This window comes from Chromobacterium phragmitis (genome assembly GCF_003325475.1).
Classification (GTDB): domain Bacteria; phylum Pseudomonadota; class Gammaproteobacteria; order Burkholderiales; family Chromobacteriaceae; genus Chromobacterium; species Chromobacterium phragmitis.
The window spans coordinates 1,924,994-1,951,250 of sequence record NZ_CP029495.1; the positions used below are offsets into that span (position 1 = coordinate 1,924,994).

25 protein-coding genes are annotated in these 26,257 nt (G+C 63.5%); 10 read left to right on the forward strand and 15 right to left on the reverse strand.

The window, feature by feature from the left end; genetic code table 11:
* Positions 1–6: 6 nt before the first annotated feature.
* From DK842_RS09115 to cysE, 3 genes are all read right to left on the reverse strand, one after another.
* Positions 7–1,554, reverse strand: a complete 1,548-nt coding sequence (locus DK842_RS09115; protein WP_114061182.1) for a sensor domain-containing diguanylate cyclase — start codon at positions 1,552–1,554, stop codon at positions 7–9.
* 148 nt (positions 1,555–1,702) lie between these two features.
* Positions 1,703–2,545, reverse strand: a complete 843-nt coding sequence (locus tag DK842_RS09120) for an isopenicillin N synthase family dioxygenase (protein WP_114061183.1) — start codon at positions 2,543–2,545, stop codon at positions 1,703–1,705.
* Between the two features lie 258 nt (positions 2,546–2,803).
* Positions 2,804–3,586: a serine O-acetyltransferase gene (gene cysE / locus DK842_RS09125; protein ID WP_114061184.1), complete on the reverse strand. Its 783-nt coding sequence runs from the start codon at positions 3,584–3,586 to the stop codon at positions 2,804–2,806.
* A 131-nt stretch (positions 3,587–3,717) separates the two neighbouring features.
* On the opposite strand from cysE, the gene DK842_RS09130 reads away from it, so the two are divergent.
* The gene (locus DK842_RS09130) at positions 3,718–4,383 is read left to right on the forward strand and encodes a tetratricopeptide repeat protein (protein WP_114061185.1); all 666 of its coding nucleotides are present in this window, start codon (positions 3,718–3,720) and stop codon (positions 4,381–4,383) included.
* Here the strand turns inward: DK842_RS09130 and DK842_RS09135 are convergent.
* Positions 4,353–5,213: an MBL fold metallo-hydrolase gene (locus DK842_RS09135; RefSeq protein WP_114061186.1), complete on the reverse strand. Its 861-nt coding sequence runs from the start codon at positions 5,211–5,213 to the stop codon at positions 4,353–4,355. The two genes, DK842_RS09130 and DK842_RS09135, sit on opposite strands and share 31 nt — an antisense overlap.
* A 121-nt stretch (positions 5,214–5,334) precedes the next feature.
* Here DK842_RS09135 and DK842_RS09140 point away from each other — a divergent pair, with 121 nt between their 5' ends.
* The gene (locus DK842_RS09140; protein WP_114061187.1) at positions 5,335–6,120 is read left to right on the forward strand and encodes a sulfite exporter TauE/SafE family protein; all 786 of its coding nucleotides are present in this window, start codon (positions 5,335–5,337) and stop codon (positions 6,118–6,120) included.
* Between the two features lie 2 nt (positions 6,121–6,122).
* Here the strand turns inward: DK842_RS09140 and cyaY are convergent, their stop codons facing one another.
* Positions 6,123–6,443, reverse strand: coding sequence for an iron donor protein CyaY (gene cyaY / locus DK842_RS09145; protein ID WP_198414707.1), 321 nt, complete (start codon positions 6,441–6,443; stop codon positions 6,123–6,125).
* A gap of 86 nt (positions 6,444–6,529) precedes the next feature.
* Between cyaY and lptM the strand changes: the two genes are divergently transcribed.
* From lptM to DK842_RS09160, 3 genes are all read left to right on the forward strand, one after another.
* Positions 6,530–6,694 carry an LPS translocon maturation chaperone LptM gene (gene lptM, locus DK842_RS23675; RefSeq protein WP_198414661.1) on the forward strand — a complete coding sequence of 55 codons (165 nt, stop codon included), beginning with the start codon at positions 6,530–6,532 and terminating at the stop codon, positions 6,692–6,694.
* A 91-nt stretch (positions 6,695–6,785) separates the two neighbouring features.
* Complete coding sequence (locus tag DK842_RS09155; protein ID WP_114061190.1) at positions 6,786–7,880, forward strand: pyridoxal phosphate-dependent aminotransferase; 1,095 nt, start codon at positions 6,786–6,788, stop codon at positions 7,878–7,880.
* A gap of 53 nt (positions 7,881–7,933) precedes the next feature.
* Positions 7,934–8,356 carry a hypothetical protein gene (locus tag DK842_RS09160; RefSeq protein ID WP_114061191.1) on the forward strand — a complete coding sequence of 141 codons (423 nt, stop codon included), beginning with the start codon at positions 7,934–7,936 and terminating at the stop codon, positions 8,354–8,356.
* Between the two features lie 8 nt (positions 8,357–8,364).
* Here DK842_RS09160 and DK842_RS09165 read toward each other — a convergent pair whose 3' ends face one another.
* The 4 genes from DK842_RS09165 to DK842_RS09180 all read right to left on the reverse strand — a co-directional run bounded on the left by DK842_RS09165 (position 8,365) and on the right by DK842_RS09180 (position 11,867).
* The gene (locus DK842_RS09165; RefSeq protein ID WP_114061192.1) at positions 8,365–8,808 is read right to left on the reverse strand and encodes an RES family NAD+ phosphorylase; all 444 of its coding nucleotides are present in this window, start codon (positions 8,806–8,808) and stop codon (positions 8,365–8,367) included.
* Complete coding sequence (locus tag DK842_RS09170; RefSeq protein ID WP_168191863.1) at positions 8,805–9,269, reverse strand: antitoxin Xre/MbcA/ParS toxin-binding domain-containing protein; 465 nt, start codon at positions 9,267–9,269, stop codon at positions 8,805–8,807. Before DK842_RS09170 ends, DK842_RS09165 begins: the two co-directional genes overlap by 4 nt.
* Positions 9,270–9,339: 70 nt before the next feature.
* Entirely contained in the window at positions 9,340–11,022 is a 1,683-nt protein-coding gene (locus tag DK842_RS09175; RefSeq protein ID WP_114061194.1) for a nicotinate phosphoribosyltransferase, read from the reverse strand.
* A 32-nt stretch (positions 11,023–11,054) separates the two neighbouring features.
* Positions 11,055–11,867, reverse strand: a complete 813-nt coding sequence (locus DK842_RS09180; RefSeq protein WP_168194858.1) for a ribose-phosphate pyrophosphokinase-like domain-containing protein — start codon at positions 11,865–11,867, stop codon at positions 11,055–11,057.
* Positions 11,868–12,032: 165 nt separating this feature from the next.
* Between DK842_RS09180 and DK842_RS09185 the strand changes: the two genes are divergently transcribed.
* From DK842_RS09185 to DK842_RS09200, 4 genes are all read left to right on the forward strand, one after another.
* Positions 12,033–12,731 (forward strand): NUDIX hydrolase, encoded by a 699-nt coding sequence (locus DK842_RS09185; RefSeq protein ID WP_114063688.1) that lies wholly within the window; start codon positions 12,033–12,035, stop codon positions 12,729–12,731.
* Between the two features lie 50 nt (positions 12,732–12,781).
* On the forward strand, positions 12,782–13,819 hold the full coding sequence (locus tag DK842_RS09190) for a YHYH protein (protein ID WP_114061196.1): 1,038 nt from the start codon (positions 12,782–12,784) through the stop codon (positions 13,817–13,819).
* A 136-nt stretch (positions 13,820–13,955) separates the two neighbouring features.
* A complete protein-coding gene (locus DK842_RS09195; protein ID WP_114073644.1) occupies positions 13,956–15,938 on the forward strand; it encodes a methyl-accepting chemotaxis protein in 1,983 nt (660 codons plus the stop codon).
* 135 nt (positions 15,939–16,073) lie between these two features.
* Positions 16,074–16,901: a hypothetical protein gene (locus tag DK842_RS09200; RefSeq protein WP_145964000.1), complete on the forward strand. Its 828-nt coding sequence runs from the start codon at positions 16,074–16,076 to the stop codon at positions 16,899–16,901.
* A gap of 18 nt (positions 16,902–16,919) precedes the next feature.
* Here DK842_RS09200 and DK842_RS09205 read toward each other — a convergent pair whose 3' ends face one another.
* Complete coding sequence (locus tag DK842_RS09205; RefSeq protein ID WP_114061199.1) at positions 16,920–17,804, reverse strand: LysR family transcriptional regulator; 885 nt, start codon at positions 17,802–17,804, stop codon at positions 16,920–16,922.
* 139 nt (positions 17,805–17,943) lie between these two features.
* Between DK842_RS09205 and DK842_RS09210 the strand changes: the two genes are divergently transcribed.
* Entirely contained in the window at positions 17,944–18,810 is an 867-nt protein-coding gene (locus tag DK842_RS09210; protein ID WP_114061200.1) for an MBL fold metallo-hydrolase, read from the forward strand.
* Positions 18,811–18,858: 48 nt separating this feature from the next.
* On the opposite strand, the gene DK842_RS09215 is transcribed toward DK842_RS09210, so the two are convergent.
* The 5 genes from DK842_RS09215 to DK842_RS09225 form a co-directional block, all read right to left on the reverse strand.
* Positions 18,859–19,661, reverse strand: a protein-coding gene (locus tag DK842_RS09215) for an IS5 family transposase (RefSeq protein WP_114060661.1) whose coding sequence is annotated in 2 segments (ribosomal slippage) — positions 18,859–19,334 and positions 19,334–19,661 — 804 coding nt in all. Because the reading frame shifts where the segments join, the coding sequence is not laid out codon by codon here.
* Positions 19,662–19,816: 155 nt separating this feature from the next.
* Positions 19,817–20,404, reverse strand: coding sequence for a hypothetical protein (locus DK842_RS22960; RefSeq protein WP_145964001.1), 588 nt, complete (start codon positions 20,402–20,404; stop codon positions 19,817–19,819).
* A 60-nt stretch (positions 20,405–20,464) separates the two neighbouring features.
* Positions 20,465–20,956 (reverse strand): hypothetical protein, encoded by a 492-nt coding sequence (locus DK842_RS22965; protein ID WP_145964002.1) that lies wholly within the window; start codon positions 20,954–20,956, stop codon positions 20,465–20,467.
* A complete protein-coding gene (locus DK842_RS09220) occupies positions 20,956–23,124 on the reverse strand; it encodes a M23 family metallopeptidase (protein WP_114061201.1) in 2,169 nt (722 codons plus the stop codon). The genes DK842_RS22965 and DK842_RS09220 overlap by 1 nt, the downstream gene beginning before the upstream one ends.
* A gap of 12 nt (positions 23,125–23,136) precedes the next feature.
* On the reverse strand, positions 23,137–25,761 hold the full coding sequence (locus DK842_RS09225) for a type VI secretion system Vgr family protein (RefSeq protein ID WP_114061202.1): 2,625 nt from the start codon (positions 25,759–25,761) through the stop codon (positions 23,137–23,139).
* Positions 25,762–26,257: the final 496 nt, after the last annotated feature.

Here is a 26,257-nt window from a genome sequence, read left to right on the forward strand (position 1 = left end):
CCCGGCTCAGCGGCCGCCTTCCGCCGCGTCGCCGTTTCTGCCTGCGATCACCAGCCGGTTGCGACCCTGTTGCTTGGCTCGATAGAGCTCGCGGTCGGCGGCCTCTATCAATTGCCGGCTGTCCACCACTTCGCGCGGCTGCACGGTGGCGCCGCCGATGCTGATGGTGACGATGGCGGCCACCGAGGAACCGGCGTGCGGCAGTTGCAGGTCGCGCACCGCCTCCAGCACCGCCTCGCCGACGAAAGCGACGCCATCCTCGGCGGTGTCCGGCAGCAGGCAGACGATTTCCTCGCCGCCGTAGCGCGCCACCAGGTCTTGCGGCCGGCGCACGCTGCTGCGTATCGCCTGCGCCACCTCGCGCAAGCAATAGTCGCCGCTGACGTGGCCGTAGTGGTCGTTGTAGAGCTTGAAGTAGTCGATGTCTATCATCAACATGCCCAGCGGCGCGCCCAGCCGGCGCGCCCGGCGCCACTCCCCGTCAAGGCTTTCCTCGAAGCAGCGGCGGTTGGCGATGCCGGTCACCGAGTCCACCCGCGATAACGCCACCACTTCGGCGTGCGATTGTTCCAGCGCCAGGGTGCGAATGCGCACCTGTTGCTCCAGCTGCTCCTGCTGCCTGCCCAATTCCCGCTTGATGCGGCGTTGCTCGCTCATCAGCGCGGCGACGCACAGCGCCACCACGCTCAGGATGCCGACGTAGGTCTGCAGGATGATCAGAGTGCTATAGGCGGAAAAGCCCAAGTAGGGGCCGCCGCCGTGGCGGGTGCCCCACAGCGCGAGCATGGTGATCAGCAGCAGCGCGAGTGACACCTCCCGCGAGCTGAAGCGGAACGCGGCCCAGGCCACCAGCGGCAGCACCAGCATGTCCAAGGGGTAGGTGGTGTCCATTGTCGGATGCCACCAGACGAAGATGCTGGCGGTCAGCAGCGCCACGGTGCCGAAATAGGCCAGCAGTTCGTACCAGGCCTCCCGGGCCAGCCGCGGCCAGCCGTGGTGGTGGAGGTTCAGCAGCAGGCTGCCGAACAGCAGGGTGCCGCTGGCGTTGCTGAGCCACCAAAGGCCGCTGCGGGCCAGCAGCATGCGTTCCGGCGTCAGTCCGGCCAAATAGAGCGTGGAGACGGCTATCAACGTGCCCAATAGCGTGGAAGCGGCCACGATCAGGCAGAACAGCAGGCAGCGGCCGAAACTGTCCAGAGGATGGCCGGGGCCGATGTGGCGGCGCACCAGCCAAGTGCCGACCAGGGTCTGGATCAGGATGCCGGTTGCTGTACCCAGCGTCGGCGCCAGCCATTCCGCGCCGGGGATCTGGCCGGACCAGCGCCAGCCCTCGGCCAGCAAGGCGCCCAGCAATACGCCGGGCCATACGCGGGCGCCCAGCAGCAGCATGGCGGCCAGAGCCAGCGCAGGTTGCGGCCACAGCACATTGTCCATGCCCAGTTCCAGCATCAGCGCGCGCTCGCCTAGCCAGGCGGCAGCGCAATACAGCAGCGCCGTCAGCGTATTGAGCAGCCAGTCCGGAGTCGTCGCAGGGCGCGTGAGGGTGCCGCGCATAGTTTCCCTTTATCGATGGCGGGGCGAGAGCCGCCGCAGCTTGTTCTTCTTAGTGTCATCGTAGTTGGCGAATGCCGAAGCCGCAGGCGAGCCGACAAAAAAACGGCCGCAGTCTCGCTGCGGCCGTTTTCATCAGAACAGGGCTGGCTTACATTTTGACGCCCAGTTCGCGCAGGCGCTCGTCCAGATAGCTGCCGGCGGTGTGGCGGTCGGACAGCGTCACGTCCGGGCGGGGATGCAGGAACAGCGGCAGCGAGACGCGGCTTTTCCCGGCCCCCTCGCCAACGGGATTGACCACGCGGTGCTGGGTGGACGGGTAGTAGCCGGCGGAGGCTTCCTGCAGCATGTCGCCGATGTTCACCACCAGGGTGCCGAAATCGCAAGGCACGTCCAGCCAGTCGCCGTTCTTGTCCTGCACTTGCAGGCCCGGCTCGTTGGCGGCGGGCAGGATGGTCAGCAGATTGATGTCGCCATGGGCGGCGGCGCGCAGCGAGCCGGCCGGCTCGTCGCCGGTCAACGGCGGGTAGCGCAGCACGCGCAACAGGGTTTGCTGGCTGTCCTCGATCATATGGGACAGCGGCTCGCGGTAATTGGCGGCGATGTCGGCCGGGGTGTATTGCTGCACCCAGGACAACAGCTCGCGAGCCAACTGGTTGGCGATGCCGTAGTAGCGGTCGGCATCGGCCTTGAGCGAAGGCGGCACACGGCCCCACGGGTAGATGTGGAAGTATTCCTTGATGTCCTTGAGCGCGGCGCCCTTGGCCGTTTCCGACACTTCCGGCGAGAACCAGCCGTCCTGCTTTTCCACCGAATAGGCGTAGTCGAACTTCTCGTCGCTGTTGAAGAAGGCCAGCCAGTCGGCGTAGATCTTCTCGACCAGGTTTTGCGGGATGGGATGGTTGGTCAGCACGCCGAAGCCGGTTTCGTGCAGGGAACGGGTGAACTGCTCCGCGGCGTCCGCGGAGCGGTAGTCGACAACTCTGACGTTCATGGGGTGGTTTTCCTGATGAACCCGGCGCCGCCATGCAATATCGGGGCGGTCGCCGGCCGCGCGCATTGTAGCGGCTAAGCTACAGCCAGCCAAGCCGTTGGCATTGGCACTGTTGGAAAACTACCAAGACAGAGGGGGCACGCTGCGCGGCAGCCTCCGCCGTGCCTGGCTGTCGATGGAAAGCATCTTTCGCGGACGAGGCGGACGGATCGGGAGGCGAGGCCAGTTCCCGTCCATTGTATTTAAATTACAGGGCGCTTATACGCGCTGATCCATGTCCAGCGCCGGCGTGCCGGGGCAGGCCTGGGCCACCACCCGCGCCGGCACGCCGGCCACGGTGGCGTGCGCAGGCACGTCTTCCAGCACCACGCTGCCTGCGCCCACTTTCGCGCATTCGCCGACGCGGATATTCCCCAGCACCGTCGCGCCCGCGCCCAGCATCACGCCATCGCCTATCTTGGGATGGCGGTCGCCGCGTTCCTTGCCGGAGCCGCCCAGAGTGACGCCGTGCAGGATGGACACATTGTTGCCGATGACGGCGGTTTCGCCCACCACCAGGCCGGTGCCGTGGTCCAGCATCACGCCCTGGCCTACGCGGGCTGCCGGATGGATGTCGGCGCCGGTCACCTCGGAGATGCGGTTCTGCAGGAACAGCGCCAGCGTGGTCCGTCCCTGTTGCCACAGCCAATGGGTGATGCGCTGGCTCTGGATGGCGTGGAAGCCCTTGAAATACAGCAGCGGCGTGGAATAGCGGTCGCAGGCCGGATCGCGTTCGAAACAGGCGCGAATGTCGGCGCGCATCGCGGCGCTGACTGCCGGATCGGCCTGGAAGGCCTCGCGGAACAGTTCCAGCAGCGCGCGCGGATCCATCACCGGACTGGCGAGCTTGCTGGAGAGGTGGAAGGCCAGCACGTCTTCCAGCGTGGCGTGGCGCAGAACGGTCATGTGCAGGAAACTGGCCAACAGCGGTTCGTCGTCGACCGCCGCCAGCGTTTCGTCGCGGATGGCCGACCACAGTGGATCAACCAGGGTGGAACTCATCGGGGACTCCGGATAATGACATCTAGTCGGAATATTGTAGCCTGCCACAGGCCGCGCCGTCAGGCAAAGGCGACGCGATGTCAGGATATGGGCCGCGACTCGACCAATCGGCATGGACGGGGAGAACGGTCATGAGAACGGGAATGATGCTGGCGCTGTTGCTGGCCGCCTTGACGGCGCGGGCGGCGGCCCCCGAAGTGCCAGGCTGGCGAGATTACCAGGCCGGCCGCCTGGCTGCCGCCCGCATCGCCTTCTGGCAGGCGGCGGAGAACGGCGACCGGGTGGCGGCTTTCGATCTGGCGATGATGGATTGGAAGGGCGAGGGCGGCGCGGCGGACAAGGCGCGTGCGGTGTACTGGCTGAAGCGGGCGGCGGCGCTGGAGCTGGCGCAGGCGCAGCACGCGCTGGGCTTGCTGGCCGAGCGCGGCGACGGCGTGCCCAAGTCGCTGGCCGAGGCGACCCGCTGGTTCCTGCTTTCCGCCCGCCAGGGCTATCTGCCGGCCCAGATCGATCTGGGCACCCAGTATTTCCTGGGACGCGGAGCGGCGCAGGACGACCGGCTGGCCGCTTACTGGTACGAGGAGGCGGCCAAGCAGGGCGATGCCGGCGCGCAGTATCTGATCGCCAGCATGTACGAGCACGGCCAGGGCGTGAAGCGGGACATCCCGGCGGCGATACGCTGGTACGGGCGAGCGGCGGCGCAGGGCGACGTCGGCGCGCGGGCCAAGGCGCTGGACCTGGCCAAGCGCGAGAGCGCCGGCCGCGCTCAGAGCGCGTCCAGCGGCAGTTTCAGATAGCGGACGCCGTTATCTTCGGCTGGTGGCAACTGGCCCGCGCGGATATTGACCTGTATCGAGGGCAACAACAGCTGCGGCGCGGCCAGGGTGGCGTCGCGGGCCTGCCGCATCGCGACGAAGGCGGCCTCGTCCACGCTGTCGCGCGCGTGCAGATTGGCGGCGCGCTGCTCGGCCACGGTCGCGCACCAGGCCGGCTCGCGGCCGGCCGGCGGATAGTCGTGGCACAGCAGCAGCCGGGTGGCGTCCGGCAGCGCCAAGAGTTTGCGGATGGAGCGGTACAACTGGGCGGCGTCGCCGCCGGGGAAGTCGCAGCGCGCGGTGCCCACGTCCGGCATGAACAGCGTGTCGCCGACGAAGACCGCGTCCTCCACCCGGTAGCCGACGTCGGCAGGGGTGTGGCCGGGCAGCGCGATCACCCGCGCCTCCAATTCTCCGATGCGGAAAGTTTCGCCATCCTGGAACAGGTGGTCGAACTGCGAGCCGTCGCAGCGGAAGGCCGGCTCCAGATTGAACACGCGGCGGAAGATGGCCTGCACCTCGACGATGCGCGCGCCGACGGCGACGCGGCCGCCGGCCTGCCGCTTCAGATAGGGCGCGGCGGACAGGTGGTCGGCGTGGGCGTGGGTTTCCAGAATCCATTGCAGCGTCAGCCGCTGTTCGGCCAGGAAGGCCAGCAGCCGGTCTGCGCCGGCGCGGGAGATGCGGCCGGAGCGGAAGTCGAAATCCAGCACCGGGTCCACCACGGCGGCGTAGCCGCCTGGCTTGTCGTAGACGATGTGGCTGATGGTGCCGGTGGCGGCGTCGAAGAAGCTGGCGATCTGGGCGGTCATCTCGTCCTCCGGGGATGGCGCTTGCGGCGCTCTAAATAATATACTGTTATAAGTATATAACTTTTGTTGGTTTGATTATGGCAAATCGCATGGCCGGCGGCGCGGCCCTTCGGGAGACGCCATGTCGTTGACGCTGCTTCTGGGGGCGCTGGTGGGCGCGGTGCTGGGGCTGACCGGCGCCGGCGGCGGCATCCTGGCGGTGCCGGCGCTGATGGCGTCCCAAGGCTGGAGTGTGGCGCAGGCGGCGCCGGTGGCGCTACTGGCCGTGGCGGCCGGCGCGGCGCTCGGGGCCTGGGAAGGCTGGCGTCGGGGAGAAGTTCGCTACCGCGCCGCGGCGCTGATGGCGGCGAGCGGCCTGCCCGGCGCGGCCTTGGGCACCCGGGCCGCGCATTGGCTGCCGGCGGCCTGGCTGGCCGCAGGCTTCTCGCTGGTGTTGCTGATCGTCGCCTGGCGCGCCTGGCGCGGCGGCCAGGGCAGCTCCGGCAGCGGCGCGCTGTGCAGGGTGATGCCGGAGACCGGCCGGCTGGCATGGCGGCCGGCCAGCATCGCCGCCCTGTCCGGCGTGGGCTTGTTTACCGGTTTTCTGACCGGGTTGCTGGGCGTGGGAGGCGGCTTCGTCATCGTGCCGGCGTTGCGCCGGATCAGCGACCTGGGCATGCACGCCATCGTTTCCACTTCGCTGCTGGTGATCGCGCTGGTCGGCGGCGGCAGCGTGCTGTCCGCCTACTGGCATGGCGCGCGGCCGCCGATCTTGCCCACTTTGGCTTTCGTCGCCGCGGCGCTCGCCGGCATGGCGGCGGGGCGCTGGCTGATACGGCGGCTGGCGCCGCGCCAGGTGTCGCGCGGCTTCGCTTTGCTGGCCGCCGGCGTGGCCGCGGCCATGCTGCGCCATGCCGTCATGGGCTGAAATCAGCTGGCGAAGTCGAACGCCTCGCCGCTGCCGGCGCGGATGGCGTCGGCCAGCGTCGCGTAGAATTCCGCGCCGTCGCGGCTGGCGATCCAGTCTTCGCCGCGGCGGGCGAAATGATAGCCGCCGCTTCTGGCCGCGATCCACATTTCCTGGTTGGCGGCGTGGCGGTTGACGATCACCTTGTCGCCGCCGTCGAACTCGATTTCCAGCACATTGCCCTGGCGCAGGGTGTCGGCGTCCAGTCCGTGTTCGTCTATCGCCTGTTCGATGCGGTCGAAGATGGCATCGCTCAGTTGCAGGAATTCGCTTTCGGTCATGATGTTTCCCTGATGGCGCCGGCGGCGGCAACACCGTCCGGCAAGGTTTTGCTAGTATGCTGATTTTGCCACATCGGATTGCTCCCAGTATGCGTACCCTGCTCGCTTGCGCAAGTTTGACCCTGATCCTGGCCGCCTGCGGCTATAAAGGCCCGCTGGTGCTGCCGCAGCAGCCGGGCAAAGCGCCACATTCCTACCAGGCGGCCGAGCCGGACGCGGCGGCGCCGCGCGCGGATGCGTCTTCCGCCCGCTGATTTCGCCGCCATAAGGATATTTCCAAGCAATCGTTTGTCTGACCGGGCCTTGGCCTAGAATGGCCGTTGTCTCTTGGGAATAGGAGCCGCCATGCCCCACTACGCGCGTCATCTGGAACACCATACCATCGTCAATCCGTTTCCCGGCATCGCCAAGCTGGAGGCGGCGCTGGGCCGCAAGGTGGTCAGCCGCCTGGGGGCCAACGAAAGCATGGTGAAGCCGGCGTCGCCATTGCTGGAGCAATGGGGAGAGGCCTTGGCTGAACTGGCCCGGCTCTATCCGGACCCTTACGCGCTGGCCTTGCGCGAGCGGGTCGCCGCGCGGCTGGGGCTGGAAAGCAGCCAGGTGCTGTTCGATTGCGGCGCCGACAGCCTGATCCTGCTGGCGCTGCGGCTGCGCTGCAATGCCGGCGACGCGGTGGTGTGCAGCGCCGGCACCTATCCGGCTTTCCGCTACTTCGCCGAGGGCGTGGGCGCGCGCATTCTGGAGGTGCCCTACCAGACGCAAGGCGTGGGCCTGCGGCCCGATCTGGCCCGTCTGTGCGAAGTGGCGCACGCCGAGCGCGCGGCCGTGGTTTACCTGGCCAATCCCGACAATCCCACCGGCCACTACTGGCCGGCCGCCGACATCCAGGCGCTGCGCCAGCAGCTGCCGCCGCAGACGATGTTGATCCTGGACGAGGCTTATATCGATTTCTGCGCCTTGCCGGAGGACGCGCCGCCCGAGGGCGCGCTGGCCAATACGCTGCGGCTGCGCACGCTGTCCAAGGCCTACGCGCTGGCTGGCCTGCGCGTCGGTTTCGCGCTGGCGCCGGCCGAGATCATCGCCAAGGCCGACCAGATCCGGCCGCAGTACGCGTTGTCGGGCATCGCCCAGCATGCGGCGGCGATGGTGCTGGACGCGCCGGACTACGCCAGCCAGCTGGTGCAGGCCACGGTGCAGTTGCGCGACAAACTGGCGGACGCGCTGCGCGAACGCGATCTGACCGTGCTGCCCTCGCATACCAATTTCGTCAGCATCGTCTATCCCAACGCCGCCCAGTCCGAGGCCATCCAGCGCCAGCTGTTGAACGAGGGCATCGCCGTGCATCGGCCGCCGCACCCCGCGCTGCGCCATCTGCTGCGGGTGACCGCCCAGCCGCAAGCCTTGTCCAGCAAGGTTTTGGAGGGACTGGCCGGCCGCTGACGGGCATAGTTGCATTGACAGGAGTCAAGGCGAATGACATAAGCGATCGGGTGATGAAAACCGAATCGCTTATTTTTTCGAGGCGGCATGCAGCCCAATCTCCGGTTGCGGCCCGCATTGCCGCTATCCTGTGGCTGCTGGCAGGCTGCCATGCCGCCGCGGCCGGCCTGGTGAGGGCGGATGGCGAAAGCCGGCTGGCGCTGAGAGGCCGGGTGGAAGGGCCGCTGTCCAGCGGCAGCAAGGCCGAGGGCACGCTGTTCCAGGCCTATTACTTGAGATTGGCCCGCCCGCTGCGCCTGGACGACGGCGCCGCTTGCGGCGCGCAGACGATGCGCAGGCTGGCGTTGAACCAGGAAGGCATGGGGCGCTATCTGGGCCGGCGCGTTGCGCTGACGGCGCGGGTGTTCTGCCAGGAAGGGCGCACCGGCACCTACCATCTGGCGGACATCGAGATAGGCGACGCTGGCGGGCGCTGAGGCGCCGGCTAGCCTGGCCGCAGCCGCGCGTCCAGCGGCGCGGCGATGACGTCCAGAATCCGGCAGCGGGCGGCCTCCGGGTGCAGGGGATTGAGCAGCAGGTTGCGTCCGTCCACCGCCAGCGCGCTCGGCACCCTGAGCAGCGCGCTGGGGGCTTGCGCCAGCCAGGCGTCGCCCAGCAGGCGGGTATCCTCCTGGCGCGCCCGCCAATCCGGCGGCAGCGCGGCCGGGTCCAGGTCCAGCGCGCCGTCGTCGGGCAGTTCCACCTTCAGCAGCTGGAAGCTGGCCGGCAGCCGCCGCAGTTCGCTGTGCACCAGCATTTCCAGCATGGCGCTGGCGGCGTGGTCGGCCAGGTAGACGATGGGCCGGCCGGCGTGGTGCCAGCGGCCGTCGGCGCGCAGGCCGCCCAGGCCGCTGAGGTCGGCGTAACGGCTGATCCGCCAGCCGATCACGCCACGTAGCCCTCGTCTATCTGGATCAGCAGGTTTTCCACCAGCCGCGCGCCCTGTTCGGTTTGCGCCATTTGCAGCGGGCTTTGCTCATCGAGGCGGCGCAAGGGTTGGCGCAGCCAGCCGGCGGCCTCCTCGCCCAGCACCTGTTGCGCCAGCACCAGCAGGCTGGCAACCCGCACGCCGCGCTCGGATTCGTCGCGGCTCAGCTTTTCGTGCTTTTTGATGCGGTGGGATAGGGTGCGCGCCGGAATCACGAATTCCAGCTCCTTGCGGGTCAGTCCCTCGCCGGCGAGATGGTCGATCAGGCCGGTGTCGGCCCCGTCCGCCACATAGCGCGCCAGTTCCAGGTCGGAGCGCACCTTGTGACCGATGATGCGGGACAGGCGGGCGAAGCGCAGCGCGGGAGCGCGCGGCTGCTCCGGCAGTGCGTCGGCATCGGGCTTGAACAGGGCTTGGGACATGGCGGCCTCCATGGGCAATTGCCTGTTCAGTATCGGCATTTTGCCTGGGCGAGGCAAGCCCGCCCGGCGGTCATGCCGTCCAGTCCACGCTGCCCGGCTGCGGGCAAATCCATGATGCCTGCAGCCGCTGGCGGATTTCGGCCAGCGTTTGCTTGACCAGCAGTTCGCCATCGCGGAACACCGGCCGCAGCGCGCCGCCCTCGGCCTGGGCCGGGGTCTGCTGCTGATACAGCGCGTAACGACCGTTTTCTTCTTCCACCCGCAGCAGGCCGCGCGCCGATTTCTTGGTGCCGTCGTCGGTGGCCGGGTCTTTGTAGATGTCCACCGCTTCGCCGGCGACTTCGGCGTAGATCGCTTTCAGCGCGTAGCCGAAGGTGTCGCGCGAATTCATGCCGTAGACAAAGCTGCCGATGCCGAACACCACGTTGCCGGAGGCGAAGCCCTTGTCCGCCAGCCGCAGCAAGATGTCGCGGGCGCGCGGCAGGGTGATGGAGTCGCCGTAGATCAGGCCGACGCGGCTGTCCAGCATGCGGTAGCCGCGCTCGGTGACGCTGCCGCCGAAGATCTCCCACAGGCATTCCACCGCGCCCTTGCGCTCGGCTTCGCTGATCGCTTCGCCGGCCTGGGTCCGATAGCGGCCGTCCTCGCCGCGGATCAGCTCGTCGTCGAGGTAGCCGGTGAGAATCTTCACCGGATCGCCGGAGTCCGGGCGGAATACCACCTTGGCGTTGCCCAACGCGTCGGGCTGCCGCGCCAGGATGTCTTCTTTCAGTTCGCGGGCGATCACGGTGACCACGTTCCAGAAGTCGAAGGTGTCGCTGACGATGGACACCATGCCGGCCGGATAATCGCGGCTGACGAATTCGCGCACCACTTCGCGCTCGGCCAGCCGGCGCAGCGCCTTGTCGTCGAGAGCCTGGTTTGCCGGCATCCGCGCCAGCCGCTGCTGGGTCAACAGGATGCGCAGCGCCATCACGCTGTGCTCGGACGCGGGGATGGAGCCGCCCACCAGTTCGCGCTCGGCGTCGGCGCCGTAATGATCTTCCAGATAGTCCAGCGCCGGGATGGTGTCGGTGCCGGTGAAGGACAACAGGTGGCCGGCGCCGCAGCGCATCGCGTCGTGGACGCCGCTCATGCCGCGCATCGAAAAGTCATGTCCCTGCCAGGCGACGAAGTCCTGCGGCGCGCCGGTGAGGGCGGCGAAGTAAGTCAGCAGCTTGCGGAATTCGAAGGCGATGGTGGCCACGGTGGACGGCTTCCAGCTTTCGCAGCTGAACAGCGTTTCAAAGTAAGTGGCCACCCAGGGGAAGTCCGGATGGGTGTTGGAGAAGGTGACCGGCGGCACCTTGATGTCCACGCGCGCGCCTTCCGGCAGCGAGCGGATTTCCAGCGGCAGATGTCCCAGGTCGTGCAGCGCCTCCAGCCGGCCGCCATCCACCGCGCCGGCGCCCAAGGCGGCGTCCATGCGGCGTTGGTAGCGGCGCACCGCGTCAGCCTTGGGGCGCTGGAAGAATTCGCGGTTGAACAGGTCGATCAGGTATTCCTGGATGAAGCCCTGCAGGCCAAACCACACCACCTTGTCGTCGAACAGCTGGGGCAGCACCGGCGCGTACTTGGCCGAGCGCGGCGTGAAATTGGCCACCAGCCGGGTGGTTTCGCGCGGGTACATCGCCGGGTGGCCGGTCTTGTAGAAATCGGCCAGGTTGAACGGGACCAGCGGGTTCTTGTCTTGGGCGGTTTGGGGGGCGGTCATCATGGTTCTCCGTTATCTCTTCTTTTTCAGGCTTAAACGAGACGGCAGCGGGCATCGCCGCTCCAGTCGTTGCGGGCGAATACGGCGTCGAAATGCTCAAGCAGCCGGTCCAGGCCGCGGCTGAAGATGCCGTGGGTCACGTAGAGGTAGAGCGGCCCGGTCTGGCCGGACGCCGCCCGGCGCGCGGCGATGGCCTCGGCCAGGCCGACGAAGGTGCCGCCGCCGTCGCAGATGTCATCCACTACCAGCAACGGGCTGTCTGGCAGTTCGCCGTGCAATTCGATGCCACTGATCTTGCCGGTGACGGTGTCGCGGATTTTGTCGGCGCACACGGCGGGGCAGCCCAGCAGCTGCGCCAGCTTCAGGACACGCTTGCGGGCCCCCGCGTCCGGCGCCACCAGCGTGGCCGGGCCGATGGCTTCCAGCGCGCGGCGCAGCGCCGGCAGCGGATCTTCCACTTCCACCCGCTCCAGCAGCGCGGCGACCACGTCGCTGTGCGGGTCCTGGATCCGCACCCGGCTGTAGCCCTGCTGATTGATCAGATTGCAGAACACCTTGGCAGACAGCGCCTCGCCGGGATTGGCCACCCGGTCCTGGCGGGCGTAGGGCACATAGGGCAGGCAAAGCTCCAGCGGAATGCCGGGATAGGCCCGGCGCAGCGCGTCGGTGGCCAGCAGCAGGGAGATGATCGAGCCGGCGTCGCGCAGGTGGGCGCATAGGCTGAGCGAAGAGGCCGGCGCGCCGGTCTCCGCCGTGGCATGGATTTCGCCGCCGGGGAAAGTGAAGAAGTCCAGGCTCAGCGTTTGCGGCTGGCCATCAAGGTCGAGGTAGCTGGCGATGATCATCGGATTATCCTTGGCATGCGCGGCCGGCATTGCTGCTGGTGGCTGTTTGCCGCGCCTTCTTAGTTGTTAAATTCAACTAACATGCCTGCAGTATACGCATCCTTAGTTGAATAATGCAACTAAGTGGGCGAAAATACCGATGACAACAGACAAAATGGATACACCATGCGCCCATTACGCCCCCCCCCCATTGTCAGCGTGGACATCGTGCTGCTGACGCTGCATCAAGGCAGGTTGCAGGCGGCGTTGCACAAGCGGGGCAGAGCGCCGTTTCTGGCTTGCCTGGCGCTGCCGGGCGGCTATGTGCATCCGGAAGAAGACGCGTCGGCGGAAGAGACGGCTTTGCGGGTGCTGCGCGAAAAAACCGGCATCCAGCCCCGCTATCTGGAGCAGCTGCGCACCTTCGCCGGCGCGGCGCGCGATCCGCGCGGCTGGTCGGCGGCGATTTCCCACGTGGCCTTGATGCCGCACGAGGAATTGCGCCAGGCCGGCGACGAGATGTTCCATTTCTATGATGTGGACCAACTGCCGGAACTGGCCTTCGACCACGCCGAGCAGATCCGCGCGGCGGTGGAGCGGGTGCGCAACAAGGCCAGTTACTCCACGCTGCCGTGCTGGCTGCTGCCGGAATTGTTCACGCTGACCCAGTTGCAGCGCACCTACGAGCAGATCTTCGGCGAGACGGTGCCGCGCGGCACCTTCCGCTCGCGCCTGGGCATCAAGGTGGGAGAGATGCAGGCCGGCGAGGCGGCCGACCAGGCCGACATCCTGATCGCCACCGACCAGTTCCAGGGCGGCAGCCAGCGTCCGGCGCGGTTGTTCCGCGTCAACCGCCTCAGCCTGTTCAAGCGCGCCAGCTGGTAACTATCCTGTAAAGACGCGCGGGCTTCGCGCGCGGCCGCAAGGAGGATGCGATGCGTCGCCTGCCGCTTTGGCTGTTCTGCCTCGCCCTGCCTGTCCACGGCCATGAGGCGCGATGGACGCTGGACCCGCATCGTTTGCCGCTGGGCGACGGCCGCGTCAGCGCGTCGCCGCGCCAGGGCTATGTCTACGCTTGTCCGGGGCCGGCGCGCAAGCAGGGCGCCGAACATGCCGGCGACTGGCTGCGCGGCGACAGCTGGGATGCTACGGGTAAGCTGCAGGTGCGCGGCGCCGTGAGTTGGCCGCAAGCCAGTTTCGCCAGCGCGCTGGAGGGCTGGCAGCGGCTGCTGAGCGGCAACGCGCTGCCGGTGGGCGCGGTCACCGGCGAATTCCCTGTCGCGCGGGACGATCCGGCCTACCGGATAGACCGCAATCCCAACGCCATAGCCGCCCAGCCTATCGATTGGCGGGTGCCGCGCGATCCGCGCCCGGCGGCGCAGGCGAGCTGCGTGCCCATGGGGCCGGTGGGCATCATGCTCAACGGCGTGCTGCTGTTCAACGCGCTGGACGCCGCCCAGCGCGACGCTGTGGCGCATGAGGTGCAGGACCGCTGCAACGGCCATCCGGAGCGCAGCGGCAGCTATCACTACCATGGTCCCAGCCCTTGCGTGCCGGGCATGGATCAGCCCAACCGGCTGGTGGGCTATGCCCGCGACGGCTTCGGCATCTTCAGTCCGCTGGATGAGAACGGCCGGGAACTGCGCAACGCCGACCTGGACGCCTGCCATGGGAAGGTCAGCCGCATCCGCTGGGATGGGCGCATGGTGGAGATGTACCACTACGTGATGACCCGGGAGTACCCGTACAGCATAGGGTGCTTCCGCGGCGCGGCGCTGGCGGAGCGGCCAGGACCGGGTTTGAACGATCCCCCCGCCGATGCGCCCGGGAGGCGGCCGCCGCCGGAGGCTGTGCAAGCCTGCGCCGGCCTGGCCGAGGGCCAGTCCTGCCGTATCGCCACGCCCCGAGGCGAGGTGGTGGAGGGAGGCTGCCGCCGGCTGGCCGGGCTGCTGGCCTGCGTGCCGCAGCGGTAATCCTTGCCTTTGCGGCGGATAGGCATGGTGCTAATTTGAACGTTTGGGCAGAATATGCCGAATGAGACGAATGCAAGGCCGACTTTCTGCCCCCGCTCGCTGTGAGCGGTGCAGGGCCGGCCAAGGGGAAACCATAATGATCGCCACCATCAAGGGCAAGATACTGGCCGGCTCCGGCCTGTTGATCCTGATCGGTTTTATCGTGCTGGCGGGCGCCAACATCTACAACAGCTACCGCAACGCGGAAAGCGCGGTGCTGGACCATGCTCGCTTGCTGGCCGACAGCGAGGCCGGCCGCGTGCAGCGCATGCTGGGCAAAACCTACGATTCCGCGCAGGCGATGGCGGAGGCGGCCGCCGGCGTGAGGGCCGCGCTGCCGGCCAACGGCCGCTCGCTCCTGTCCGAGGTGGTGAAGCGCCAGTTGCCCAACAACCCGGACGCCGTCGGCTACTGGGTGGATTGGGAGCCCAACGCCTTTGACGGCCGCGACGCCGAATTCGCCGGCAAGCCGGAAAACGACCACACCGGGCGCTACGGCGTGTACTGGTTCCGCAAGGCGGGCAAGGTGGATGTGGTGTGGGGCGGCGATGGCGTCGACGAAAGCGCCTATTACACCGAGCCGCGCAAGACCGGCAAGCCGATGCTGACCGAGCCCTATGTCGATCCGGACGTCAAGATCCTGATGGGCACCCTCTCCTTCCCGCTCAACATCGGCGGCAAGGTGCTGGGCGTGGCCGGCTGCGACATCGCGCTGGGCCATCTGCAGGAAATGGCGGCCAAGGTGCGGCCTTACGACGCCGGCTTCATGAGCCTGTATTCCAACGGCGGCGTGCAGCTGGCCGGGCGCCAGGCGGGCTTGAACGGCAAGCCGGCGGTGGATCTGCCGGCAGAGGCCAAGGCGGCAATCAAGGACGGCCGTCCGGCCGAATACCGCAGCGAAGACGGCTTCCGCCACTTCATCATGCCCATCGTGGTCGGCGAGGCCGGCGCGCCGTGGGCGGTGCGCATCTCCATTCCCGAGGACGAGGCTTTCGCCCCGGTGCGCGCGGCCAGCTGGCAGTCCGCCTTCATCAGCCTGGGCATCCTGGCGCTGATCCTGCTGCTGCTGGGCGCCACGCTGAGCCAGCTGTTGCGTCCGCTGGGCCGATTGCAGGGCGCGATGAGCGAGCTGGCCTCCGGCAGCGGCGACCTCACCCGCGAGCTGTCCATCGCCAGCCGCGACGAGATCGGACAGGCCGCCGGCGCCTTCAATACTTTCACCGGCTCGCTGCGCCACATGATGCTGGACGTGCGCCGCCACGCCGGCGACATGCTGGGCTCGGTGCGCCAGCTGTCCGGGGACGTGGACCAGATCCGCGACAGCTCCGCCCGCCAGGCGCAGGCGGCCAACGCCACCGCCGCCAGCGTCGAGCAGCTGTCGGTCAGCGTCACCCACATCGCCGAATCGGCGCGAGTGGCCGAGCAGCGCGCCCGCGAGGCGGATACCCTGTCCAGCCAGGCGGCCGCCAACGTGGACGCCACCGCGGCGGAGATCGGCCGCATCGCCGGCACCGTGCGCCAGCTGGCCGATGTGCTGGGCGGCATGCAGCAGCGCTCCGACCGCATTTCCGGCATCGTGTCGGTGATTCGCGACATAGCCGACCAGACCAATCTCCTGGCGCTGAACGCGGCGATCGAGGCCGCCCGCGCCGGCGAGCAGGGCCGCGGCTTCGCGGTGGTGGCGGACGAAGTGCGCAAGCTGGCCGAACGCACCGCCAAGGCCACGCTGGAGATTTCCGATGTGATCCAGACCATGCAGAAGGACACCGCCCACGCGTCCGACAGCATGAGCGGCGCGCTGGAGCAGGTGGAGCACGGCGTGAGGCTGGCCGGCGAATCGTCGCAATCCATCCAGCAGATCAGCGGCCAGGCGCAGCAGGTGGTGCATGCGGTGGGCGACATCGCCGTCTCCACCGCCGAGCAGTCCAGCGCCAGCCAGGAGATCGCCCGCCACATCGAAAACATCCACGGCATGCTGCTGCAGACCGACGACTCCATCCACCAGGGGCAACAGGCCACGGTGGCGCTGGCGCGGCTGGGCGAGGAGCTGGAGAGCCTGATCGGCCGGTTCAAGCTGTGAGCGCTGGCTGGCGATGAGTCTTTTTTGAAAGCGGTCGGCGTCTGCCTATGCGAAAAAGAGGTTTTCCGCATAGGCAGGCACGTCATGTTCAGCGCGCTCAATAAAGCCCTATCGTCCTTTACCCACCGTGTCGGCATGTCCAACCAAGAGGCGGCCGGGTCGGGCGGCCGCCCTATCGGCCACATGTCGTTGAACGGCGCGGCGGTGGAGGTGAAGTCCACGCAATGGCCCAATGTCTATCAATTGGGCGACAGCGGCCGGCTCACTTTTTCCGCCGACCTGGTGAGCCATCGGGCGGCCAACGGCGAAATGCTGCTGAGTCACGACAATGCCGAAGGATTGGCGCGGATGTATGGCGAATGGCAGGAAGACCGTCTGACGCTGATGCGAGGCATATCGTCCAATCACTTTTCCTGGGACGGCATCGTGATGAATGGTTTGGCTGCCTCCGAAGGCTCGGATGACTTTCCCGGCGCGACGATGGGCGGCAGCGGGTCGCGTTGGCTGCCGACTTCGATGGGGTCGAGCGATGGCGCGTTGATGACTTCCAGCGGCATCGCCATCGGCAACCACAACCAAACCATGCGCGCCGCGATGAGCGCATCCCAGCCGCAGGACAATGTGTTGCTGGGCATGGTGCTGCGTTTCGATGCCGGGGCAAACCAAAACCTGGCAGTCCATTTCCTCAATCCCGGCGAAATCCTGGTGAAGGGGCCGGTTGAAAATCAGGACTTCGCCATTTCTCATCTGGTGGTCAGCGACGTTTCCAATCCGGCCGGCTTCGGCGCCATGCGCTACGAGGGCACGGCCTGGGATGCCGACCTGATGCCGGCTGCCTTGTACGACCCGAGCGGCAAGCATGGAGAAACGGGACGCCAGGTGACCCAGGATTGGATGGATCGCAGCGCCGCCAAGATAAACGAATTGCAGCAACGCCGCCTTTTGTGGCGGGATGTTGACTAAGCGCGGCTGGGGCCGGCGCTAGACCTTCAGCGCTTCGATGAAGCGCGCCAGCGCCGGATTGCCTGCCTCCTGTTTCCAGACGAAGCATAGCGGCAGCGGCACCGACAGATTCCGCAGCCGGTAAAACCGCACCTGCGCCGGCGGGCGCGCCAGATTGGCGGCATTGACGATGGCCGCGCCGACGCCGGCGCAGACCAGCGACAGCATCGCCGCCTCGGTGGGTTGTTCCTGCACCACGTCCAGCCAGATGCCGGCCTGCTGGCAGGCGCTGAACAGGCGGTCGTGGTATTCGGGATAGACCGCGCGGGGGAAAGAGACGAAGGGCCGCCCGGCCAGCGCGCGCAAGTCGAAAGGCTGCGCCTCGTCGTGCTCTATTTGCCAGGCGCGGGGCAGCGCCAGCACCACGTCCTGCGTCAGCAGCGGCAGCGCGTCGAAGCCATCCGGCAACGGGCCCAACTGGTAGACGAAGCCGCCGTCGAGCGCATTCTGATCGATGGCGGCGAACTGTTCCGGGCTGTTCAGCGTGGACAGCGACAGGCTCACGTCCGGCGTTTCCGCCTGAAAACGTTGCAGTGCCTGCGGCACCACGCCATCCCAACCGGTGTTTTCCACATAGCCCAGCCGCAGCTGGCCGGCCGCGCCGTCGGCCACCCGGCGCGCGCTTGCGCCGGCTGCGTCAAGCGCGGCCAACATCCGGCGAATGTCGCGCAGGTAGCTGTCGCCCGCCGGCGTCAGCCGCAGCCCGCGGGGGGAGCGCGTGAACAGCGCGAAGCCCAGCTCTTCCTCCAAGTCCTGGATCTGGCGCGTGATGGCCGGCTGGGTGATGTGCAGCCGCTCGGACGCGGCGCGCATGCTGGCGTGCTCGGCCACCGCCGCGAAATAACGCAGATGCCGCAGCTCCATGATGATCTTTCCAATGCAGTGATGCCTAAAATTTATCACAAATTCATAAATCGGCATTGGAAGGCATGGGTACTTTCCGGGATAGTAGAACGCTACCCGGCGCCGCCCAGGCGGCGCATCGACGATCAAGAGAGCCACGATGAACGCCCAAACCTACCGCATCGGCAATGCGCGCGTAACGCGCGTGACGGACACCCTGCTCACCGGCATCACCCCGGGCTACCTGTACGCGGACTGGCGCGATGGCGTGCTGGCCGAGCAGCCGCAGCTGCGCGCGCTGTTCGACGACAGCGGCGAGCACATCATCCTCAGCGTGCATACCTGGGTGGTGGAGCTGGGCGGTAAGGTGTTCCTGATCGACACCGGGCTGGGCAATGACAAAGAGCGTCCGTTCAACGCGCTGTTCCACCGGCTGCGCACGCCGTTTCTTGAGCGTCTGGCGATGCTGAACATCCAGCCGGAAGACGTGGACCATGTGCTGCTGACCCATCTGCATGCCGACCATGTCGGCTGGAACACAAGGCTGGCGGACAGCCGCTGGGTGCCCACTTTTCCCAATGCCCGTTACGCGATGCCGCAGGGTGAACTGGACTTCTTCGCCACGCCGGAGGCCGACAAGCGCCGCATGGTGTTTGACGACAGCGTGGCCCCGGTGCTGGCCTGCGGCCAGGGGATTGGCATCCATGCGGGAGGGGACGATTACGATGAGGCCTTCCATTTCCATCCCACGCCCGGACATTGCGCCGGACACATGTCCATCACGCTGCATTCCGCCGGCGAAACCGCCATCTTTACCGGCGACGCGATGCATTCGCCGGTGCAGGTCTACCACCCGGAGTGGAACTCAGCCTTCTGCCGGGAACAAGACGGCGCGCGCGCTTCCCGCCGTTGGCTGCTGGAATACGCCAGCGAGCACGAAGCCACCGTGTTCACCGCTCACTTTGGCGCGTCGTCGGCTGGTGTGGTGAGCCGGGAGGGGGATGGTTATGGGTGGCGGTTTCTGTGAGTGGGCACAATACCCCATGAGTATCGATGTCTGCAGTATTAAGACCCGCTAACAAAACCTGTCGACAAATCGCAGACATATCAATGAGAAAGCCAGCTTGAGCAAGGCGTAATGCGTATCCAGCCGCCGTTCGAAGCGGATGCGCAACTTGCCGAAGCCAGCTAGCCAAGAATGGGTACGTTCTACCACCCAGCGGTGGCGACCTAGTCTCTCGCTGCTTTCCACCCCGCGCCGAGCAATTCGCACCAAGATTCCGCGTCGGCTCAGGTGTGCACGACAACGGCGGTAGTCATAGCCTTTGTCAGCATGCAGCTTGTAAGGCTTTTGTCTGGGCCGTCCTGGCAAGCCAGGAACGGCAGGAATCGCATCGACCAAAGTTTCGAAGACCATGGAGTCGTGCCGATTGGCGCCGGTAATGCTCAGCGCCAATGGCAAACCTCGGCGATCTACGATGATGTGCCGTTTGCTGCCGCATTTACCTCGATCGGTGGGGTTGGGGCCGGTCTCTTGGCCCCCCGGGGGCTGGCAACGCTAGCCCCATCAATGCTGGCCCGGCTCCAATCAATTTGATCGTGTTGGCGCAGTTGTATCAGCAGAGCCAGGTGTAGGCGGTCCCAAATGCCTTGCGCTTGCCAATCCCGCAGCCTTCGCCAGCAGGTCATCCCGCTGCCAAAACCGAGTTCCTGCGGGAGGTCCTCCCAAGGAATGCCGGTAGTGAGAACAAACAAGATGCCGTTGAGGGCAGCAAAATCATCCAGCCGCGGCCTCCCACCCCGGCGGGAACGCGGCGGCGGAGAGAGTAGCGGCTGCAATGACTTCCAGAGCTTCTGGCTGATGACTTTTCGTTGCATCTTCGCCAGGTGAGGGCATACGCATCTGGCATCAAGAGGTTTTGTTAGCGGCTCTAAGGTTGGTAGATAGTTGACAGAATGATTTGTGGAAATTGTTACTTGTGGTGGTGTAGATCTATTAAGATGGGATAAATTAGATTTGTAGTTATGCTTTATTAATTCCAGTCAACTTTTAATGATAAGAAAAACTGCTCTAAGGCATTCAGCATTGTCATGTCATCTAGGTCGTTTGGTTTTGCTTTGTAAGCGGCATATACAGAGTAGACATCTTTTTTTGAAAAATAAAAATCCTTTTCTATCAAATTAACACCTCCTTCTTTGTTTTGATTGATAAAAGTATCTATCCATACATCACCGGTTAAATTTCTCACTAGATAGCTCTGATAGATGATTTTTGTACTTTCTCCTTTTGTATCATTAAGTGCCGCTATGGTTGAGTGCGCGCTATCGAGTTGATAGCTTTCACTTGGAAAATTAAGTTTTACAATCTTCTTTCCATTTTTTATTTTTATTTTTAGCTTATTCATGCAGTTGGGCTGAGTTGATTGTGATCGGATAAATCCATTGTCTAAAGTTTTTATTGAAATGAAACTGAACATGCCATTGCAGTAGCGAATCTGACCTGCTGCGACAGCGCTATTAGATATAAGAAATAAGAAAGACAATAATAGCACTAAGCCTAACTGCCATAGAGAAACCCTAGTGATTGTTAGGAAGAGGTCATTGCTACTGAATAGTTGCATCGATGCTAAATCTATCTTATAAATAGTCGTGCATGCGAGATTGCTGAATGACTTGGAGTGTCACCATTCTTTTTCAAAAATGCGGCTAATTATTAAAGAGGCATTTTTCTTACTCATCGAGCCGTTAAATTCTAGCATGAGGCATTTTTGAAAATTAGGGTACGTACATGCATAGTAAGTGTTATCTTTACTTTTTTGGCCATCACCGAAGATAGAATTGGAATGAATTACTTGCAATGGTTTACTGCCTGCTATTTTAAACTTGCTATCGATATGTGTTATGTATCTTCCAGTGTTGGCAGGGGTGATAAAGTCATTCTTTAGTTTCAGGTCAAAATTAGTATAGGCCTTTTCTCCATAGCTTATCGATCCTTGCATTTTTATTCTCTTCCCATGAGTATACCCAGTGATGTCGATTTTTTCTTTGCTACAATTGGCTATTGTAACTGTTTCTAATTCGGGGAAGAGGGCGTCACATTGAGTGTCGGCCTGGATAGTTACAGATACAATGGTTATAATTGAGAAGAGTAATATCTCTGGAAATTTTCCCATTATTTAACCCTCCGGTATTCAAAGTCTTTAGGGAAGTTGCCATCTGAGAACTGAGGACTATCTTGCAGCACCATAATTGCATTTATATAAGCAAAGTGTCTATCGATGAGGCCATTCATATTGTCAGGAGGGTCTCTCTGTATTTGTCCTGGTAGATTTACTGAGGCAGCGCATTTCGCAAATGATCTAGAGTAATACCAATTTTTTATACCTTTATTGGTTTTTATTGTTTTTAGATAGTTGGTTGATGCTTCGTCGGCATATAGATTAGAATTTTCTTTGGGAGATGCAGTCCATACCCAGTATGCTCCTGCGCTGTTTGATGCATGGAAACTAGATGTGGCTACTTCTTCTCTCCAATTTAATTCTATTTGAGTGGGAGGTGTTTTAGGGGTTTTGCCGCAGAATAAGAAGTACTTATAGTAGTTATTGTTCCCTCCATTAATGTTTCCGTTTGGATTCGTTAATTGTAAAAAACCACGGCCATACCATCCGTTGTGTAATGTTGGGCTGTTTCCATTTCCTTCTTTTGTCGTGCTTAACCATTGTGTTTCTTGTATTGCATTGCCAAGGAAGCAAGCGGTTCTCATTATGGTTTTTCGGATGAGGAATTTAGACAGTGCCTTGTTCAAGGATACATAGTGATTCTTTATAAACGGTGTCGACGCATTGGGGCTCTCCCAGTAAGCTGGCTTGTCAGATTTGTGTGATCCTTTTTTACGAATAACATTTTTAGGAATCAATTGTTCCCATTCTTTTGGACTGAGCCATTCAACGTCTCTAAACTGCATAAGAATGGTTTGGGGAGGTAGGTGCCAGTGTGTAGAGGGAATATCTAATGAAGCCTCCTCCCAGAAGGACTGTGCCTCCACGTATGCTTTGAAATCACCATACATCTCCTCTGTCATGGGCTCATCCAATACGTCGCTTTTTTTCTTCAACCAATCATATCGCGTATCAATCTGTCCCTTTTCCCACTCCGTTGGGAACTTGCAGATCGCACGTGAAAGCCGGGATTGTATCTTTGCATCTCCGAGCGCTGCTGCTAGGGCATCGGCAGTCAATTTCTTTCCCGAGTTACCTACAATCCACTTTTCAAGTGCTGGGGAGTTGCACTGGCTATCAGGTGTTGGATCGTCGTCAATCAAGCTCCAGCCTGACCAGTGAGGGAAGTCGGCATCGCTGAACTTCTTGATCGCCGCCGCATTTAGATCGACCCAACCTTGCCCGCCTGGATAGTTGACTTTGTGCCAGTGCGGAACGGCTCCCGCCGCGATGGGGGTTTCGTTCTCAGTATTGATAACACGGCCAAAACGGAGCAGTTCATAAGCGGCGCTGGGCGCGATATGGAAGGCGTCGCCTAGGGCTGCCGCTTTGCTGTAGAGGTTGTATTCGTATTTATCATCGCTATTGGCCAGTGGCTGGTCTAACTCAATGTATAAGCTTTCTTGCTGTGGGTCTTCCTGGCGGGTGGTCAACAAGCACTTTCCTCGCTCGAATCGCATCGTCACGAACAAAGGCACCGTGGAGGTATGCACTGGCACTCCGCTGTCGGTGGGCGCTTGCGGCGAGGCAATCGATGCGTAGAACAGTGTGCCGGGCGGCAGGTAGAAATGCATGTCGCCGTAGATGATCTTGTCCCGGCCATCCGTGCTGATGTCCAGCTTGCCCGAGCTTCTGCCGACGATCTTTTTCAGGTTGGCGTCGTCGCAAATGATTTCCAGATGAATGGCATTCTTGCCATTGCAGCTGCCTACGCTGCCCAGGCTGTCCTTCCGGTTCACCGGCTGTTTGTTTTTGACGAAAACTTCCTTCAGATGCATGTAGATGGAGTAGTACTCGATCTGGCCATCCGGGCCCTCGCCTATTTCCGTGCTGTGCTTGATCACCACGCAGCCGTTGTCGGTTTCTCCCTGGTAAGCCAGCGGTTTTTTGTCGGCATCGGGCGAGGGCGTTCTCTTATATACGACCACGCCGTCGGCGATGGCACGCACCGGTTCGCCGTGCGCACCGGTGTCCGTATGCTCGATGTGCTGGCCGCCATGCCACGCCATGCGGCTGGCGATGGGAAAGCCGCCACGAGAGGAGAACGGCATCAGGCTGGCAAGCCATTGCTCATCGCTGGCGTTGCCCTGGGGCGTTTTGAGAATGGGAGGGCTGATAATCATGCTGGTATCCGCTTATTCCGAGAACGGATGGGTATTGGGAGGGGTGTACTTGTCTTTGGGGAGCGTTGGCAGCGGAGGGTTCATGCTGGCCGGCCCGCTCAAATCATGGCTGGCGCCCTTGACGCTGACGGTGCCGGGGCAATGCACCTCGATATTGCCACCGACGATGCGGATGTAGCCGCTGCCAGCGGTGAGCAGGATTTCCTTTTTAGCGTTGACAACAACCCGTTCCTTGCAAGAAGTAATCGTCACATCCTGATCTGCCGTGATTTCCATCATGTCGCTCTGCGCCTGCACCTGCACCTTGCCCTTCGCCGCGATCAGCTTCAGCGCCACCTTGTCTTTCACCCCCGCCACGAACAGGCTGATGTGCTGGCCGACGTTGTGCAGCCAGCGTCGGCCGGTGGTGTGGTTGGCGTCGCGCTGGGCGACTAGATTCAGGTTCTGGCCGGCGGAGACGGTCTGGCTTTGTTCGGTGAGGGCGGCGATGCCGGCCGGGCCGGACAGGATCAGCAGCGGCTGCTGGCCGGCTTGATCCTTGGCGGTCTTGCCGTCCTTGTCGGTGTTCGATCCCGCTTCCCAGGCCTTCAGCGCGTCGGCGTGGTGTTGCAGGTGGCCGTCGCTCTTCTTGCCGGCCTTGGCGTTGTCCGGGCTGATCTCGTCGGGGCCGGTTTCCATGGCGTCGGCCAGTTGGCCGGCGGCGGTTTCGGCCAGCGCTTGGCTGAGGGAGAGCGCGGCGTCGAGCTGGCTCTGCGCGTGTTCTCTGGCGAGCTGTTTGCCGCCGGCGCCGTTCTGCGCCTCGGTGGACAGCAGCAGGCCGTGGGCGGCGCGGATGGCGCCGTGATTGTCGGTGCGCAGTTCGAAGCCGTCGCCGCGCGGCTGGGCTTTGCCGTTGCTGCGCGGATGGGCGAGGTAGCCCTGGTTGAGCTGGGTTTTGCCCGGTTCGCTGGACAGCTTGGCGCGCACTTCGCCGGGGGTGTCGTCGAACAGCAGCTCGTTGTAGCCGCCGCCCTGATGTTCTTTGGATTTGATGCCGGACAGGGTCTTGTTGGCGGGCAGGCTGCCGGCGCCGCTGAAGTCGGGCGTGGGGTGGCTGCCGTTGTACAGCACGCCGGTGATCAGCGGGCGGTCGATGTCGCCTTCGATGAAGTCGACCAGCACTTCCTGGCCGATGCGCGGGATGAACTGGTGGCCCCAGCCGGCGCCGGCCGACGGCATGGCGACGCGCAGCCAGCAACTGGATTTGTCGTCGAGGCCGGCGCCGATGGCGGGGTGCTCTTCCGGCCGCTGCCAGTGGAACTGCACCTTGATCCGGCCCTGGGCGTCGGTGTGGACTTCCTCGCCGGCGGGGCCAACCACGGTGGCGGTCTGCACGCCGCGAGATTTCGGCTTGGCGTGCTCGGTATCGGCAAACGCAGGCGTCAGTGGAATGCCGCGGCGCTGGGTTTGGATTGAGGTGGCGAAAGGGGGGGTGTTCTGGTCTGCGCCGATATGTTGCGCCAAGTCTGTCGGCAGGTTGTTGCGGACCTGGAAGCTTTGAGCGGTGACGACGAATTCTCGGCTTTCCGCCGCATCGCCGTCATGCGCGGGATGGTCGTCCAGACGAAACCACTCGCCCGGCAGCAGTCCGCGCACCGATCCGCTGCCGCTGAAGGATTTGGCCTGCAGGTCGTTGGCCTGCTGCCGCAGCTCGGCATAGCGGCCCAGTTGTTCCTCGTCGCCGGCATAGTAAAGGCCAGGCGCGTCGTATTGCGTCAGGCTGCTTTGCAGGGCTTGGCCGGTTTGGCCCTGGTCGATATGGCTGTCGTCGCGGTTTTGCTGAGTGTAGACCGGCTTGTAGTCGTAGCTGGCCAGCGCCGTGCCGCCCGGCACGATCTGGCGCGCGGCCTCCCAGCCGGTGAGGCCATCCTCTTCTTCTGTCGCATCGCTGCGGTGGAAGCGCACTCGTTCCAGTTTGGAACCCGGCAGACTGTGGGCATCGTCAAAGATGGCCAGTTCCACCTGCGGGCTATTTCCTCGCGACGCTTCGCTACCTCGCTCGGTCACTTCATCCAGATGAACGAATCGCCAGGCGTAGCCTTCCTCATGCAACAGCCTGACGATGAAATCGAAATCGCTCTCGCGATACTGCAGCGTGTAGCTGCGCGGCGATGCCGGCTTGACCTGGATGTCCAGCGTCTGCGCTCGGGCGAAGGCGGGGTTGGCAGCCTGATGCTCCGAGAGGATCTGTTTGACGATGTCCGGCACCGTCATGTCCTGGAACACCCGGGAGGTGCGGCGATGGCGCAGCAGCGCGATCGGCGGCTCGATGGTCAGTTGGTACTGGGAAAAGCCGCCGTCGGAGCCCAGCAGCCTGGCCTGGCTGACCACGCCGCAACGGATGGTCTCGCCTCCGTCCGCATCGGCAATGCCAATCCGGGCCGGCAGGCCCAGCAGCGTCTTGAGTTCGATATTGTCGTCCGGCGACAGGCAGCTCAGCGTGTATCGGTATGGCCGGGACAGGCCTTCCTCGCCGTCCAGGCTAAGCGGCAGCAGCCGTTCGGCAGCGAGGTGGCCGCTGCCAAGCTCCAGCGTCAACAAACGGTTTTCCTGGCCAAAGGCAGAAGCAAAGCTGGCCAACAATGCATTCAGATCCATTGCCATTCCAAACGAAAAACCCTCAGTGGAGGATATGTTATTGAACAGAAACAAGATTCAGATTCTATTGAAACGGTAAAGGCTGTAACAAGCGGGGTTAGGGCGGAAATCACCATGATGTGACGAAAGGACAGGTGTCGACGTCCCAGAGCAAGCCAACACAAATGGTGGAAATCTCAGGGCCTTGCTTGCGGCACCAATGGCTTTAGGCGATAGAAGCTGCATGGCCGCTACCATTTTGTGCAGGCAGGCCTTTGAGTAGAGCCGCCAACAAAATCTCCGATACTGCGGTGTGTCGACGGGTTGCACCGTTTGTATTACCTGCGCCGGCATGCCTTGTCTCATACGTTTTCCTTCTTGGCTGGCGGCTGTTGGTGTGATTCGTGGTGAGAAAGCACCTTTACACCTGACTTTTAGGCCAGGTTGGTGGGGGTATGTGAATCGTTGGATTGTTTGCATTTATTGCAAAAACATAAAATGGCGGCCGGTCTCAATT